Source organism: Cellvibrio zantedeschiae, assembly GCF_014652535.1.
Classification (GTDB): Bacteria; Pseudomonadota; Gammaproteobacteria; order Pseudomonadales; family Cellvibrionaceae; genus Cellvibrio; species Cellvibrio zantedeschiae.
The window spans coordinates 66,020-81,676 of the sequence record NZ_BMYZ01000001.1 but is presented as its reverse complement, the minus strand read 5'-3'; the positions used below and the strand labels follow the sequence as shown (position 1 = coordinate 81,676).

The 15,657-nt window shown below is 44.5% G+C and carries 6 protein-coding genes; 2 read left to right on the top strand and 4 right to left on the bottom strand.

Going from position 1 to position 15,657, the window contains the following annotated elements; translation table 11 throughout:
* Nucleotides 1–32: 32 nt before the first annotated feature.
* Nucleotides 33–4,379 (bottom strand): alpha-1,6-glucosidase domain-containing protein, encoded by a 4,347-nt coding sequence (locus IE104_RS00385; RefSeq protein ID WP_189414985.1) that lies wholly within the window; start codon nt 4,377–4,379, stop codon nt 33–35.
* Nucleotides 4,380–5,411: 1,032 nt separating this feature from the next.
* Nucleotides 5,412–7,517, bottom strand: coding sequence for a beta-propeller domain-containing protein (locus tag IE104_RS00380; protein ID WP_189414983.1), 2,106 nt, complete (start codon nt 7,515–7,517; stop codon nt 5,412–5,414).
* A gap of 238 nt (nt 7,518–7,755) precedes the next feature.
* Here IE104_RS00380 and IE104_RS00375 point away from each other — a divergent pair, with 238 nt between their 5' ends.
* A complete protein-coding gene (locus IE104_RS00375; protein WP_189414981.1) occupies nt 7,756–8,499 on the top strand; it encodes a hypothetical protein in 744 nt (247 codons plus the stop codon).
* A gap of 78 nt (nt 8,500–8,577) precedes the next feature.
* Here IE104_RS00375 and IE104_RS00370 read toward each other — a convergent pair whose 3' ends face one another.
* Nucleotides 8,578–10,803, bottom strand: a complete 2,226-nt coding sequence (locus IE104_RS00370; protein WP_189414979.1) for a family 1 glycosylhydrolase — start codon at nt 10,801–10,803, stop codon at nt 8,578–8,580.
* 60 nt (nt 10,804–10,863) lie between these two features.
* On the bottom strand, nt 10,864–12,633 hold the full coding sequence (locus IE104_RS00365; RefSeq protein ID WP_189414977.1) for a glycoside hydrolase family 2 protein: 1,770 nt from the start codon (nt 12,631–12,633) through the stop codon (nt 10,864–10,866).
* A gap of 376 nt (nt 12,634–13,009) precedes the next feature.
* On the opposite strand from IE104_RS00365, the gene IE104_RS00360 reads away from it, so the two are divergent.
* Complete coding sequence (locus IE104_RS00360) at nt 13,010–15,628, top strand: NAD(P)-binding protein (protein WP_189414975.1); 2,619 nt, start codon at nt 13,010–13,012, stop codon at nt 15,626–15,628.
* The last annotated feature ends 29 nt before the right edge of the window (nt 15,629–15,657 follow it).

Genomic DNA, 15,657 nt, shown 5'->3' with positions numbered 1-15,657 from the left:
CCCGAGTCTTCGGGAAAGGATTGGGAGGGGGTCTATTTCGAATCCACAGTCACAGTAATTGCATCCGCTTTGGTGGTATCCACGGTGAAAACATAATCACCTGTCGTTGGGATACTCAAAGCAATGTTGTCGTTTGAACCTTGAACCAAATCCGTTGGTACACCCAGGGTTGCGGAGGGCGCACCCAGGTTCGGGTTCGACCAGTTGGTTTCAGCGATTTTGAACATGTAATTACCAGCAGCAATGTTTAACCCCAAGGTGTACAGACCTGCCCCCTTGTAGCTGAACTTGTTAGCGCTGGTTGCATCCCAACCTGCGCTAGACACTGTGCCGCGTGCATAGATGGGCGTGTCTTTGAACAAGTCATCCTGGTAAACCTTAACCACTGGAGCATCAGGTTTACGCGTGTTCACTTCAAAACGGTAGCTGCCCGCTTTGGTGATGTGAATTGGGATGTTGTCGTTGCTGCCTTGAATAATGGGCAGCTCAGCACCCAAGGTAACCGCAGAGGCGTTACCCAGATTGAAGGTGCTCCAATCTGACGAAGCCACTTTGAACACGTAGTCACCCGCAGCAAGATCTAGTTTCAAGGCATAAATACTGTTGCCTTCGTAAACCAGGCGATTACCTGCTGCTGCATCCCAACCTGTAGCCGATACAGTGCCGCGCAGGTAAACCGCAGTGGCACCAAAGGTGTCCGGGTTAGTCACCGTCAAAATTGGCGCCGTGGTGCTTTGCAGTGCATTCAGTTCGAAGCGGTATTTGCCAGCCGTAGCCACAGTGAGATTGAGGTTATCGTTCGAGCCTTGGGTCAAGGTCACAGGAGTACCAACCGTTACCGCCTGGTTTGAACCCAGGTTTGGCAAGCTCCAGTTAGCTTCAGCCACTTTAAATGCGTTAGTGCCTGCCGGAACATCCAGAACCACAGAGTAAATGCCGTTGCCTTCGTACTTCATGCGGTTAGCAGCCGTTGCATCCCAACCGGCAGGAGATACGCTACCGCGCACATAAAGGGCGGTATCCCCGTAGGGAACCGGTGGCTCATAGCCTGAGGTCGCAGTCGCAGAAAGACCTGCACCTTGCGCGCCTGATTGCGGTTTAACGAATACTGCAGCGGTATAAGCCGGCACCGTAAAGCTGCCGCCACCTGTCCCTTCGGTAAAGCTTGCGGTGCGAGTTGTATCATCCACAGAGGTTTTTTGGATGCTGTGCAATACAAAGCCCGCAGAAGTCAGTACTTTTTGCGTAATCGCCGTGGCAGAGCCGTTAAAGATCACCACAATTGCATCGACTTTAGGATCAAGGTCTGCACGGTTGGTTTGGGTACCCGTTACCTTGCCTGCGCCATCATCAATACTCATCACGATCAAGTTCGATTTTTGGGTAGTACCGCCATCGTGGAAACCAACACGGTCCATAACATCGGCTGCCGTTGTCAGGCTAAACAGCGGGCTGCTTTTGCTTATTTTCAAAATCTCGTTGAATACATCGGATGATTTTTGTATCAAAGCTGGCGTAGGTTTGGATTGCTCGTCAGCAAAGGCCAAGAGGATGTTTGCATCAGAGGTGTCGCTCGCTGGCGGCAAGCCCACTTTCCAGTTGTTAGTTTGCTTGGTGAAATCCAGCACATTGAACCAGTCACCCGCGTTATAGCTGTTGGATGACATGGACTTGGAACGCAGGATGTCGCTACCGGCCTGGATAAATGGTACGCCCTGGCTCAGGAGTGGCACGGCTAAGGTCATATCATGGATGCGCACACGATTTTCTACAGTTGTATTAGCAGGCAGCGCGTTAGGTCTGTGCATCCAGTCCCACAGGGTTTCGTTATCATGTTTCTCAACGTAATTAATGGCTTCCTGCGGATCAAGGTTGTAAGCGCCAACAGTGCTTGCTTTAACGGTTTTGCCAGACTTGGACAAAATGCGGAAGTCAGCCAGGTTACCCGCCAAACCAGCGCGCACGCGATCCAGGGCACCGCCATTCACCAGCGCCAATTCACGCAGCGGGTTGCGGATTACATCGTTGAAAGTACCAATACCTGTACCCGCTAAAGGTACTTGCGAAGCACGCTCGGCAATACGGTCACCCGACGAACTACCGCCGGTCCAAGCTTCAGCATAAAAATAGTTATCAGGATCAACCGCCTTAACAGCGCTGTACGCATTTACCAATACTGATTTAGGCATGTAACCCGATTGGTCGAAACGGAAGCCATCCACTTTGTATGCAGAAGCCCATTGCACCAAGGAATCAGATACAAATTTGGCAGCCATAACATGCTCAGTTGCCGTATCTGGACCCGCATTGGTTTGGGTTTCTACCGCGCCAGAAATTGCGTTTTGACGGAAGTAATAACCGGGAACAATTTTGTCAAACGTTGAGTTCGCTGTTTTAACACCGGCAGCAGCCATGTGCGGATAAACCACATCGTAAACCACACGCAAACCCAGGTTGTGTAACGCGAGGTTCATGGCACGGGTTTCAAGAATACGTGTCACACCTTTTGCGTTGGTTGCGTAGCTACCATCCGGCGCATTGAAATGTTCAGGATCGTAGTTCCAGTTAAACGCATCAAAATCTCTCAACGCATCAATCACTGCACGTTGCTTGGTTGAATCGCCCGCATATTTTTGCAATACGCTGCGCAAGGTTGCGTTAGGTTTTTCTACACCATTACACACAATTGCACTATCGCGTGGGCTTTGTGCCGCACACAATTCAAATACATAACTGTCCAAATTAATTTGGGTCGCAGGATCTTCGCTAATGGAGGAACCATCGGCAATTGGCAACAAATGAACATGCGTTAAGCCAGCATCAGCCAAGGCTTTCAAATGTTTAACCGGCGCAGCATTGGTATCTGTAAATGCTAAATATTTACCGCGATGCTCGACCGGTGTGCTTTGGTCATTCGCACTGAAATCGCGAACGTGGGTTTCGTAAATTGACATGGTTTCCGGTGCAGAAACTTCTGGCACAACCTGACCATCCCAACCGGCAGGTTTCAAATCGCTATCATTCAAATTTACAAATTGCGAATGCAAACCGTTGGTCGATAAGCTCACAGATTCAGGGTCTGTTGTTTCCAACACTTCGGTTTTATTTGTGAATGCATTAAATACAGTGACACGGAAACGATAAAATTTGCGATCCAACTCTGCTTTAGCAGCGCTATAAGTCCAGATACCGGTGGTTTTATTTTCAGTCATATCTTTGGTGCTTTCGATCACCAAATCATTGCCGTACACACGCAACTCAACTTTAGTTGCTGTTGGCGCCCATACAGATGCACTAACATTGCCGCCGGTGTAACTCACACCCAATTTCGCTTCGTTAGCGTCGTTGGCGCCCGCGGTGTACAAAGCATCAAGAATTTGCGCGGTTTGCAAACGCGTTCCCACCAAGTTACCGGTAGATGTTTGGCCAACAATAACCAATTCTTTTTTCAGCAAACCTTTAATCACATCGGCCGTTAAATTAAGCGAATAAGCGCGATAATTTCTCAGGTGCGGAACCAATGCTCGCTGGGCATCATTAATGCTGGTTGCAGAGAGACTTGCCACCACAGTGCCGTTAGCAACAGAGCCATCTTTATTGGCAGAAATTTTTCCGCCGTCGTTAGCAGAATAAAGTTTTACATTAGATACTTCGCGATCCCACAAAATAGTTGAAGCATCAATCCAGTGTGCAGCTATATTGGAAATAGCCAACTTGGGCTCTTCAAATTTTGCACACACATCGTTAATACAAATCGGCAAAGCGCTTACGCGGCTGTTGCGCAAATCTGACGGATCAGCAATCACAAAATAGCGGCGATCAAAAGGACTGCCAGTCGTTGCAGTACCTATAGTCAAATCGTTGGTTTGACGCGCCTGGCCAGCACTTCTAATAATGAAATTACCACAGGTTCCACCCGGGGCGAGTTTCACCACAAAATAAGCACCGTAAATAGGGTCTTGTTCTGCTTCAGAAACACCTTGAATCACTTGCGATTCATCAGTCCAGCCAGAGCTTGGTTTTAACCAGGTGGGGCTACAGGATTGCCAGGTATAAAGCGTATAGCCGGCAAAATTTTTATCTTCTTTATTGAAATAAATTACCGCTTCATCATCAGCAACTTTGGCTGGCATTGTCGGCAACTTAAAATCAGATTTAACGCAGGCGCTATCAGGCGTAGCGCGAATGAAGCCGTCGGCACAGGGTGGCGGTGGTGGCGGTGCACCACAGGAGCCATCGGCCAAAACAATTTGAAAATTGCCGCAGGTTTTTATCGGCGTAGTGTCACTACCAGTGCCGCTGGCACCACCACATCCCGCAAGGCTTGCGATAGTGCAAACCAAGGCAAAGATGCCTAGTGTTTTACGATAATTGAACATCAGTTTACTCTCCCCTATGTTATTTTTTTGAAATGTAGGCGGCGCAGAAACGAATTTAACAATAATAAATGAGCTGCACCCGGTACAAATCGCAAAGACTCTTACCGAAAACTTCACTAGGTATCATTACAAATATTTATTGCGCTATGGCTGCTCTTAATTAGCGGCGTCCATAAGATCCACATTCGAAATAGAACTATTGAAACAAATTAATGACTGCGTTTTTTATGGTTAGGCAGCGCTAAGCGTCTTGTCGAAATCAGCACCACCAAAGCACCAACACGGTATTACAAGAACTTATTTCAGAATTTAGAAATTCGGCATTAACTACTAGATGTTAATTTGTGTGACGCCTTGCTCACAACATCATGCATACGTATTCAACAAGTACATACGTATGCAAAACAGGCGCTAAGGAGGGATAGCAGTACCCATACCTACACTCCTATGAACGGTCCCAGTCAAAAGGTATATATGGTTTGATTACAGGCTAGTTGGCAATTCGCTGGTATACAAAATTTTTGGCTTGTAAATTCAAAAGCCTTCTTAAAAATTTTCTTGAAATACCGATAAATTCAAAAAATGAAGATTAATACGACGGGGGCGACAAGTGGGACATAACAATAGCGGCAGAAATAAAAAAGCGCAGTATAAACTGCGCCAAATAACTAACAGCGATTGAGACAGATCAGCAACAGATACGTCTGCGATAATATTATTAAGAAGCCAGAAAACGTACAACCAGCTACATACGTATTCAGTTCATACATACGTATGCAACTAGTGTTAAACACCGAGCCGCATATTAATTTTAAGAGTAGGAAATTCGATGATACTAAAGCTTGCCTTAGGCATTGGCGGGGTAAAACCAAGCCTTCGTAAACCAAGAGTATATCGATGCATTTAATTTTTTAGAAATGCTTGAGCGCAGCCTTGCAGCTGCAAGCAGCTACATAATATTCACACAACCGTTATTTTTGGCCATAAAAAAAGCCCTGCTGGTTTAAACAGCAGGGCTTTTTTAACGCCGTATTATTTTTTTACCGGCCAGAAACTACCATTCACTTTTGAATCATGAACATAGAAGACTGCATTGTCGTGCAACAAACTCCGATCACTACCACTCCACGAAGGATACTCTGCAGTGGTGCTCGATTCAGAAATTAAATTTCCTACATAATCCAACGAAGCTTTGCCATTGACCAAGCCGTTAACTTCAAACATATGCAACCCTGTATTAAGCCAGGTGTAATTCCAGAAATCTTTTCCGATGTCAGTTTTGTACAACACCATAGGCAAGGTTACACGAAGCTGATCATCTCCACGTTGCAAAAACGACAACGCATGATAATCGTAAAGCGCTTCACTCCAGCTACCGGCGTCGCCAAATACCTGACTGCTTACTTGCACCGGCTTGGTGATATCCCGCACATCATACAAGGCTACCTTAACGCCGGCTTGACGACCTTCTGCATCAGTTTCATTACCGAGAGAGAAAACAAAATCTTTTCCAATAGGACGCAAAAAGGTAGAGAAACATGGAATTTCTAATTGCCCAGCAATTTTTGGATTTTTGGTATCGGCAAGATCCAATACATAAAGAGGATCTTTACGCTCAAAGGTCACCACAAAGGCGCGATCACCATTAAATCTTACTGCGTAAATATCTTCCCTTGGTTTTCCAATTGCTTCTGGTTGTGTTTTATTGGGCAATTGCGCAACAACGGCTAGTTCGCTTTTACCCGCAACTTTTTGCAATACATTTAATTGATGTGTAGGTTCGCCCTTATCACCATAACGAGTAGTAATTACGCGCAACGCATCTTTATATTCATCCATTCGATACGAAGGCTCACCCCATCCAAGAATACCTTCAACACCACCACTGGCAACATAACTCACACCAGTGTCGGTGTATTTGAATTGGTGAATAACCGAGAAGCTGGACCAATCTTGCCATTTAGCTGGATCAGAACCGCCGAGATACAAATTATTTAACGAACTATAAACACCTTCAACATTTGTATTGATGCAAACGGAATTCACCAATTTTTGTTTGCTTAAATCTATAGTCGTAATATTAATTAAATTTAGGTAGCCTTCATTCGCCTTTGCATTGGCCGAAACCAAACAAGATTCTTTATTTAGCGGCTGATCGGCACCGCCGTTAATAGCGTAATTTGGTAACAATTTTTCGACCGGAGTTGACGCAATTAAATTTTCATTCGCGGTTAGCTCTTCTTTATTTGATACGCCATATCGTAAATCTGGAATTGCCGGAACAAAACTGGTAACTAAATACAAGGTGTTGCCAATTTTACGCGACGCGAGCAAATCACCATCCAAGGTCACAGTCCAGGCTTTGGATGGCGATGCGGGTGTGCGCACATCGTATAAAGAAATTTCTACGCCTCTGTCCATATCTTGCGGCATGATTAAACGCTTATCATCACCCGCAACAATTGCTGCAGCTTTGCTCTCCTGTGCGGCGCGTGTTTCAGGAACATCCGGTGTTGGGCCATCAGCAGCATTAAGTGTTTTGGCAAAATACATAAAATTCATGGAACGACGAATAGTCACCAAACCACTTGTGGCTGAAGCATCAGATACCAAATACAAATCTGAAATATCACCCCAATATGTTGTATCAATTGCTGTAGTGCTCACTGACGTGCTGGTAGCTGTAGCAGGATTAGTTGCGAATATTTTTAGTTCTGCCTTTGGTCCGGCATCTGTATAGTTCACTGGCGTTGCCGCAAAAATATAGCGGCCGTCATATTTCACTACATCCGCCTCATCCACATTTTCTACCTGCACATTAGTGCCGGAAAAATCGCCAGATGTTTTCGAACCATTGGCCAATGAAGCCTTGTCACCACTCAAGGTTGCGGTGCGCGCCAGCTCATTAAAGTTTTGATTATCGCGCAATGAAATTCGCAAACCGTTTTTAACCATATCGGTCAAATCGGTCGCTGTTACTTGCTTTAAAGGGCCAGGTTCAAGCTTGGACTGCTTAAGATTGCTGTAATCTGTTTTAACCTGGGGCGGCAAACGTGGCGTATCCGTAGAACCTCCACCGCCACCACCACAAGCAACCAGCGGCACGCTGATACATAAGCATTGAATAATTTTTTTCATAGAGAACTCCTTCTATAGGCAACTATCGTTATTTTTACCGAATACACCTAATGCTATACGGGATGCCAGCCAGAAAACTGTTATTTAAATGCACGAAATTGTAATAGTTTGTAACACAGCGAACCAGGTAACGACTGGCTACAGATTTTTACAAGTCCCTACATATTCCCCACAGAATGATCGGTTGCCGACCATCACAATGCCCTCATCATCCAGATGCAACACATGAGGAAATCCTATGAAATATTCCACGCATCCATTAAAAATAGCCTTGGGCCTGTTAATAACTGCAACATTGGTCGCTTGTGGAGGAGGGAAACTCTACGTAGGTGCTCCGCCCACCAATACCAAACTCATCAATATTGACTTTAATACTAACGCCGAAGGCTGGGTCGCCGGTTTCGCTGACTATCCAGCAGGGCAGGAAACCTTTTATGAATTAACATCAAGTCACGCAAGCTTACCTTCGTCGCTCGGACAAAATCGCAAAGGAATAAAAATCAGCGGCAATAATCATAGCGATGATCTATTTATGTTCGTCACCAAAAAATTTACCGGTTTTGAGCCCAATACCCGGTACGAAATTGATTTTGAATTAGGTATAGGAACGGACGTGCATAGTGGCTGCTCAGGTATTGGCGGCTCACCTGGTGATTCCGTTTATGTAAAAGCCGGTGCAGCAAAAATAGAGCCCAAACCTGTTAACGACGGTACAGGTTTTTATTTAATGAATATCGATAAAAATAACCAGGCAACGGGCGGCAGCGATACAATGGTGATTGGCAACATAGGTAACGGTTTAGCTTGCGAAAGCACTGACCAATCCTACAAAAAGAAAACGCTGAAAAGCGAGACCGGAAAATTCACAACCTACTCAGATGCCAATGGTGCACTCTGGGTTATTTTTGGAACTGATTCGGGATTTGAAGGCACGACAACTATTTATTTTATTGATGCGGCGATAAAGCTGACAAAACGATAATCCTATTGAACTAGAAAAAGGCAGATCTATATCTGCCTTTTTGCGTTACCCATTTTTCTTCTGGTAGCAATACTCTTCTCAAATACTCTTAACCTCTCTAAAAAACCTTTCGATAGCATCTTCTAGCTTTGGCAAAAAAATTCCTTTTTCACTCTCCAGTGCGCTATTCGCAGGTCGTTTAGCTTTTGGATTAAACACGGTGGACACAACAGGCTTAATGAGCTTTTTATCAACACCGGCAACATCCAGGGCTGAAAAAGCAAACTCCGACCAGGTAGTAGCAGAGCTATTGGCAATGTGCCAAATTCCTTTGGCTTCATCGATAATAAGGTCGAGACAATTATTGACTAAATCAGGAACATAAGTCGGCGTTATGGTTTGATCACTAGCTGCCATAAAGCTTTTGCCGTTTGTCACTGATTTGATTAACTGTGCAATAAAATTATGCTCATCCCATGGGCCAAAGAAAGCACTTGTTCGCACAATTAAGGCGGATGGATTTGCGGCTAGTACATGTGCCTCCGCATAGGCTTTTGAGGCGCCGTAAACATTCAGCGGCGAAACCGAATCGCTTTCGCGATAGGGCTTTGTGTTTTGGCCATTGAAAACCAAATCTGTAGAAAAGGTTAAAAAGTTTACGCCATATTTTAAACAGGCCTGTGCTAAAACGACGGGACCGTAAGCATTTTCGCGAAAGCATAACTCCGGTGAAGTTTCCGCATCATCTACTCTCACAAATCCCGCTGCGTTAACCACAGCCCAAGGCTCATGCTTCTGTAAAAAAAATTCGACGCGTTCTTTATTCATAATGTCCATATCGTTTCTGGACAATAACACGTATGAAATGTTACGCATGCTGCAGATATGTGCAAATGCCCTGCCTAATGTACCCGTGGCACCAATAATCAATATGGGTTTAACGTTTGCTGCCAACAAATTTTCGGGGAACATGTGCTCAATCGTGGGCAAGCCTCTGGCGTGTTTTGATGAACCAAATGCAAAGTGAACATGCTCGGGATTCTTCCACCAACCATCCGCTTGCAGCACTGGATGGTCAGGCACTTTATTTTCACATAAGCGCTTAATCAAATGCGCGACGGCCGTGGGTCGGGGTTCGCCTGATCGAATATCAAAAGCGCCCGATTCATAAAAATTATTATTTTGTGTGAGAAGGCTGTTCCAGTCATATGCTCCGAACAACGACCAACTCGTGACTGCACGTATATCTACGCCTTCATCCTTAAGCCTGGTTGCAGCGCTATAGGCTTCCATAAACCAGCGCAGCTGTGCATCCCGCGATGATCCAAGATGAACTTCCGTTAAAGCTATAGGTAAATGGTAACGCTCAGCCACGGATTTTAATATTTTGTAGTGTCCTTCTCTTTTGTGTATATCAGCGCGGACGATGTCTATATCAGAATAGGTATCTTTTCCATTTTGCGCATGTGACCACTCAGGATATTTTTTCCTGTTTTCATCCAGAAAACGCTCACTGGTAATATAGTGATTGATACCAATAATATCGGGAGCATAATAATGAGTAGTGAAATACTCCAAATCATCTTCACTAACTTTCCCCCTCTTTCTAAAATATTTCCACATCACAGATTGGTTATTTAGCGTCCCCGTGAGCAAATCCAGGGACACCCATCGCCGTTCATTTTCAAAGTCACATTGATACTGCAACTTTTTAGTTCCGTGACATTTGCCGAGATCTTCGGTCTGCAAAAACTTTGCAGATGGAATAATTTTTTTTATTTCACGCATTGCCAGAATGTTCGCCTTGCATTGATTTAATACGGCAAGTGAAAATGCGTGGTCATCGCGAAGATGTGGATACCAAACCCCATACAGACAACTGAAACGCGCCGTAGTTAATGGTTCGTTAATGGGTGTGAATATTTCTAACCAGGGATATCTCTCAGCAACCGCAACGGCAAATTCCACAAATTTGGCGGGAAAATCAGGATCAATTAAATTGGTAAAGCTCGGCCCACTACCGTGATGCAGCAATCCAGCGATAGGATTTATGCCTAACTCTTTTAATTGTGCGAGCCGTTCATCAGTCCACGACCAATCAGCTTTTGCTAACCCTTGAGGTGCAATTCGTTCCCATACCACAGGGTAGCGCAGCGTTTTTATACCAAGCTCCGCAATGATTTTTAAATCTGAAGCACGATCATTATGTCCGTTGCGAAGCAATTGGTCGCCATAGGCATCCCCCAGCCTGTGAACCGTGCATTCAATTCCGCCCCAAATAGGAATAGAAGAATTTTGTGTGAGGCCCTTAATAATATTCTTCATTGCTTGGCCTTTTAAATAGCAGAATAATTCTGCATCTGGTGAACACTGGCGATGCGATTATTATTTTATATTTCCCGTAGCTGCGGCGATTTTTTCCAAAGGCAACTTAGGTGTGCGATCAGCAAACAACAAACCGTTCGCCTCTTGAAAGGTATCGGCAAATTGTGTGTAACAAAAACCACTGAACATTGCGGTTTCGTTAACCACCTCTAGCAATTGACGATATCGATTGAAAAAATCTCCATCACTGGATGCTTGTGAGTATCCCCACATTTCTTGCCCTTCTTCCGAGTGACGCTGCTTGGCATAGGCAATGCCACCAAACTCGGTTAGCACAATGGGTTGACCGCGATGCGGATAACCATCGAGCGTGAGAATTCTTCCACCGGGGCGACGACGATCAAACAGTTCCTGTTGCACTGACGAACCGTAACGCGCAGCGATACTCTGCGGATTTGCGTCGTAATCGTGAATACCAATAAGGTCAGTTGCTGATGCTTCCCAGCCATCGTTACCTATAACAGGGCGAGTAGAATCGAAAGTACGCGTTAAATGATAAAGCGCTTCAACGGCATTCCTATGTGCTTGTGTTGACGTAAGATTTGGCACACCCCAGGATTCATTGAAAGGCACCCAAACAATTATGCAGGGATGACTGTAATCACGGTCAATAACTTCTTCCCATTCCCGCACTAAACGTTTAATTGCAGTAGACGTAAATCTATATGCAGAAGGCATTTCCTCCCACACTAATAAACCTAATTTATCGGCCCAATATAAATAACGCGGGTCTTCAATTTTCTGGTGTTTTCTCACACCGTTAAAACCCATAGCTTTGGTAAGCTCTACATCGCGACGCAGCGCATCATCAGATGGCGCTGTTAATAAAGTATCGGGCCAATAACCTTGGTCCAGAACGAGACGCAAAAAATAGGGCCTGCCGTTGAGCATAAATCTGTCGCGATTAATATGCGCAGAACGCAGGGCCGTATAAGACGAAACCTTGTCGATCACTTCACCGTCGCGCAGCAAAATAATTTCTGCATCGAGCAATGTAGGGCGTTCCGGGCTCCACAATAATTCGTTGCGCGAATCATCTATACCTGGATCAGATAAACTTATTTTTCGCGCGGCTTCGTGGCCAATAATTTTATAGTGATCATCAGCTAGTAGTTTTCCATTGTGTGAAATGGTTACCTCAACGGTAAAATCCGCATTGAGATCTCCTGCTATATTTGTTTCACAGCCAATCTCAAAACCATCAAAATTTGGTGTCCACCGAATTTTGTTGATGTAGGTGTTTGCAACGGGCTCAAGCCACACGGTTTGCCAAATTCCTGTAGTGCGCGGATACCAAATAGAATGCGGTTGTAATTGCCAATCCTGCTTACCACGTGGCTTCGCTAAATCGTGTGGGTCATCTTCTGCATAAACCGTTACTACATGTTTTTCAGAATCACCTAACGCAAAGGTGATGTCTGCAGAAAATGGCGTGTGCCCGCCAATATGCTCTACCACCAAATGTCCATTGACCCACACTTTCGCACGGTAATCCACGGCGCCGAAGTGAAGCAATACACGCTGCCCTTTTGTGGAAATTTCAAATTCGCGTTTATACCAACACGCGTAATGATATCCGCGATCACCTACGCCACTCGCCTCAGACTCTGGAGGATAAGGCACAAGTATTTCTTTGTCCCAGGGAATATCATCCGACAAATTTTGAAATTGATTATTGTCATCGAAAGCGAATTTCCATTTGCCATTTAATGACAACCAGTTTTCTCTCACCAGTTGTGGTCGTGGATATGCGAAAGCATCACTGGTCATTTTCAGCTCCTTGGCCAATAAAGACAAATCTAACTTGATTTAAGATGATTTAAGTGAGCAAAAAATAAATTAATGGCGCAACAATATATAAATTAAAAAATCATTTTATAAATATTAACAACCCATTAAAAAAATTAAGGTTCGTTATCGTACAGAGTTAGTTTTTTGTGTACACCATCATGGTAAAACGCGGCAATAATCAACGCGACGCCATAAATGACATTCCTTGAACAACCTTTCATGTGGCACAAAAAGTTAAGTTAAATTTTTTATTGAATCGCTTGCAAATACAGCAATTATTAAAATTTTTGAAGTTATAGCTTAACCGCTTAAAGAATTAAAAATCGAAACGTGCCTTATTGACTTAGGAGCTGGTATGCCAACTATTATTGTGTTTTGCCATTTACGCTGGGATTTCGTTTATCAAAGACCGCAACATTTATTAAGCAGATTAGCGAAAAATTATAAAGTTATTGTTTTTGAAGAACCTGTATTTCATGACGGAAAAAGTTTTCTAAAAACCTACTCACCCAGTGCAAACATTACTATTTGCCAACCACATACACCTATACAGACCTCCGGCTTTCACGACGACCAACTATCGGAACTCGAACCTTTAGTCGCAAGTTTAAATCCTGACGACGAAGATCCGATTGTTTGGTTTTACACGCCCATGGCATTGCCGTTGTTAAAACAACTTCGCGCAAAATTGATTATCTATGATTGCATGGATGAGCTGTCAGCATTCCAAAACGCGCCAAAGCAACTCATACAGCGCGAGAAGGCGCTGCTTAGCGTAGCCGACATAGTGTTTACCGGTGGACCAAGCCTTTATCAATCAAAAAGAAATTTGCATGCAAACGTCCACTGTTTCCCCAGCAGTGTAGACGCAAGTCATTTTGAAAAAGCTTTGGACAGAAAAAATACCAACCCCGCGCAAATAAATATCGCCGGCCCACGTTTGGGATTTTATGGTGTGATAGACGAGCGTTTCGATTTGGAATTAGTTGCTGCATTAGCAGACTCAGATCCAACCTGGCAAATAATACTGGTTGGGCCTGTAGTGAAAATTAATCCGGCAGCCTTACCACAACGGGAGAATATTCATTATCTCGGTCAGCAGCCCTATGAATCTTTACCGCAATTTTTGGCAGGATGGGATGTTTGCCTCTTACCTTTCGCGCTAAATGAATCAACACGCTTTATTAGCCCAACAAAAGTGTTGGAATACATGGCAGCAGAAGTGCCCATTGTAAGCACCGCTATCACAGATGTTGTTGTTCCTTACAGCGATACAGTTTCCATTGCACATAATAAAGCAGAATTTATTGCAGCATGTAAGCGCTATTTGGCGTTATCAGCTGAGCAACGGTCAAACTTAATTGCAAAAATGCGCACAATTGTTTCTGCAACCTCCTGGGAAAAAACAGCTGCCAGCATGGCTAAACTTATAGAAACCACAAAGGCGCGAACCAGCCATGTCGCTCATTACGAAGAACAAAGTCAGGATAATCTTAAACCTAACAAAGCCGGAATTAATCCGCTGCCTGCAAAGCTGGCTCGCTTTGTTAATACCGCCATTATTGGCGGTGGCCCTACGGGTTTAAGCGCCGCCTATCATTTAGGTGCGGATACCGTTTTGCTTGAGCGAAATGCAAATGTGGGCGGCTGGTGCAGATCGATTCAGGACAAAGGTTTTACCTTCGATTATGCCGGCCACATAATGTTTTCCAACGATCCCTACGTACTAAAACTTTACGATATTTTATTGGGCGACAATCAACACTGGCAAAATCGTGAAGCTTGGGTCTATAGCAAAAATGTATATACCCGCTATCCATTCCAGGGGGCGCTTTACGGATTACCACCAGAAGTCATCAAGGACTGTATCATGGGTGCGATTGATGCGCGCTACGGAAATCTGCATAGTGTTAGCGCAGAAAAAAAATGTGATATGGAAAAACTGGACGATTGTTGTGCCGATGGAACTCTTGATGCAGCCAATGCTGGCGCAACAGGAGTAAAACGCGAAACACAAAACTTTGAAGAATTTATTTATAGAGTGTGGGGTGCTGGCATAGCAAAACATTTTGCAATTCCCTACAACAAAAAATTGTGGACATTGCCGCTAACACAAATGGAAACGTCCTGGTTAGGCGGACGAGTTCCCCTTCCAGACTTAGGCGAAATAATTGATGGCGCCTTACAACCCGTGGGAAAACCTATGGGGCCTAACGCGCGCTTTGGCTATCCCAAAAAAGGTGGATTCCAAGCCTTGGTATCTGGATTTGTTCCGCATATTAAAGGCGACATTGAACTCAATGCTGATGTAGTGCAGATACTTCCGCGTGACCACTTGGTGGTATTGGCTGATGGCCGTCGTTATAGTTACCACAATTTAATTTCCACTATGCCCTTACCAGAACTCGTGCGTTTAATCGGATCTGATGCACCCGAAGAAGTTCAAGCGGCCGCGAGAGGTTTGCGACACATATCCATTCGCTGTGTAAATATTGGAATTGCGCGCGAAAATGTTACCGATAAACATTGGATTTATTATCCTGAAGATTCCATTTTTCATCGCATATTTGTGCAGGGAAATGCTAGCTCTGAATGCAATGCACCCGGCGGTTTTGGTTTCACTTGTGAGATTTCTTATTCGCCCTGGAAACCACTGCCTCTCGACGGCGATGAACTGATTGCTCGCTGCATAGAAGATTGTATTAAAGTGGGCATGATGACGGAAGAAGATACAGTGATTACGGCAAATCAAGTTGATATGCCTTACGCCTATGTTATTTATGACCATGCTCGCGCTAAAAACGTTACAACCGTTAAAAACTGGATGGCAAAACACAATATTATTTTAGCGGGCCGCTATAGCGAGTGGGAGTATTACAATTCTGATCATGCTTTTTTGGCGGGAAAGAAAGCGGCCGAAACAATTGCCAATCAACTTTCATCGAAAGCAACTGTAGCAACAATGGAATCCTAAGCGCGGATGCTGTGCTTTAACTTTGAAGT

What these genes read in the sequence shown, in the direction of transcription:
- IE104_RS00360 (WP_189414975.1), top strand. Translation starts at nt 13,010, where the DNA reads ATGCCAACTATTATTGTGTTTTGCCATTTACGCTGGGATTTCGTTTAT.
- IE104_RS00365 (WP_189414977.1), bottom strand. Translation starts at nt 12,633, where the DNA reads ATGACCAGTGATGCTTTCGCATATCCACGACCACAACTGGTGAGAGAA.
- IE104_RS00385 (WP_189414985.1), bottom strand. Translation starts at nt 4,379, where the DNA reads ATGTTCAATTATCGTAAAACACTAGGCATCTTTGCCTTGGTTTGCACT.
- IE104_RS00375 (WP_189414981.1), top strand. Translation starts at nt 7,756, where the DNA reads ATGAAATATTCCACGCATCCATTAAAAATAGCCTTGGGCCTGTTAATA.
- IE104_RS00380 (WP_189414983.1), bottom strand. Translation starts at nt 7,517, where the DNA reads ATGAAAAAAATTATTCAATGCTTATGTATCAGCGTGCCGCTGGTTGCT.
- IE104_RS00370 (WP_189414979.1), bottom strand. Translation starts at nt 10,803, where the DNA reads ATGAAGAATATTATTAAGGGCCTCACACAAAATTCTTCTATTCCTATT.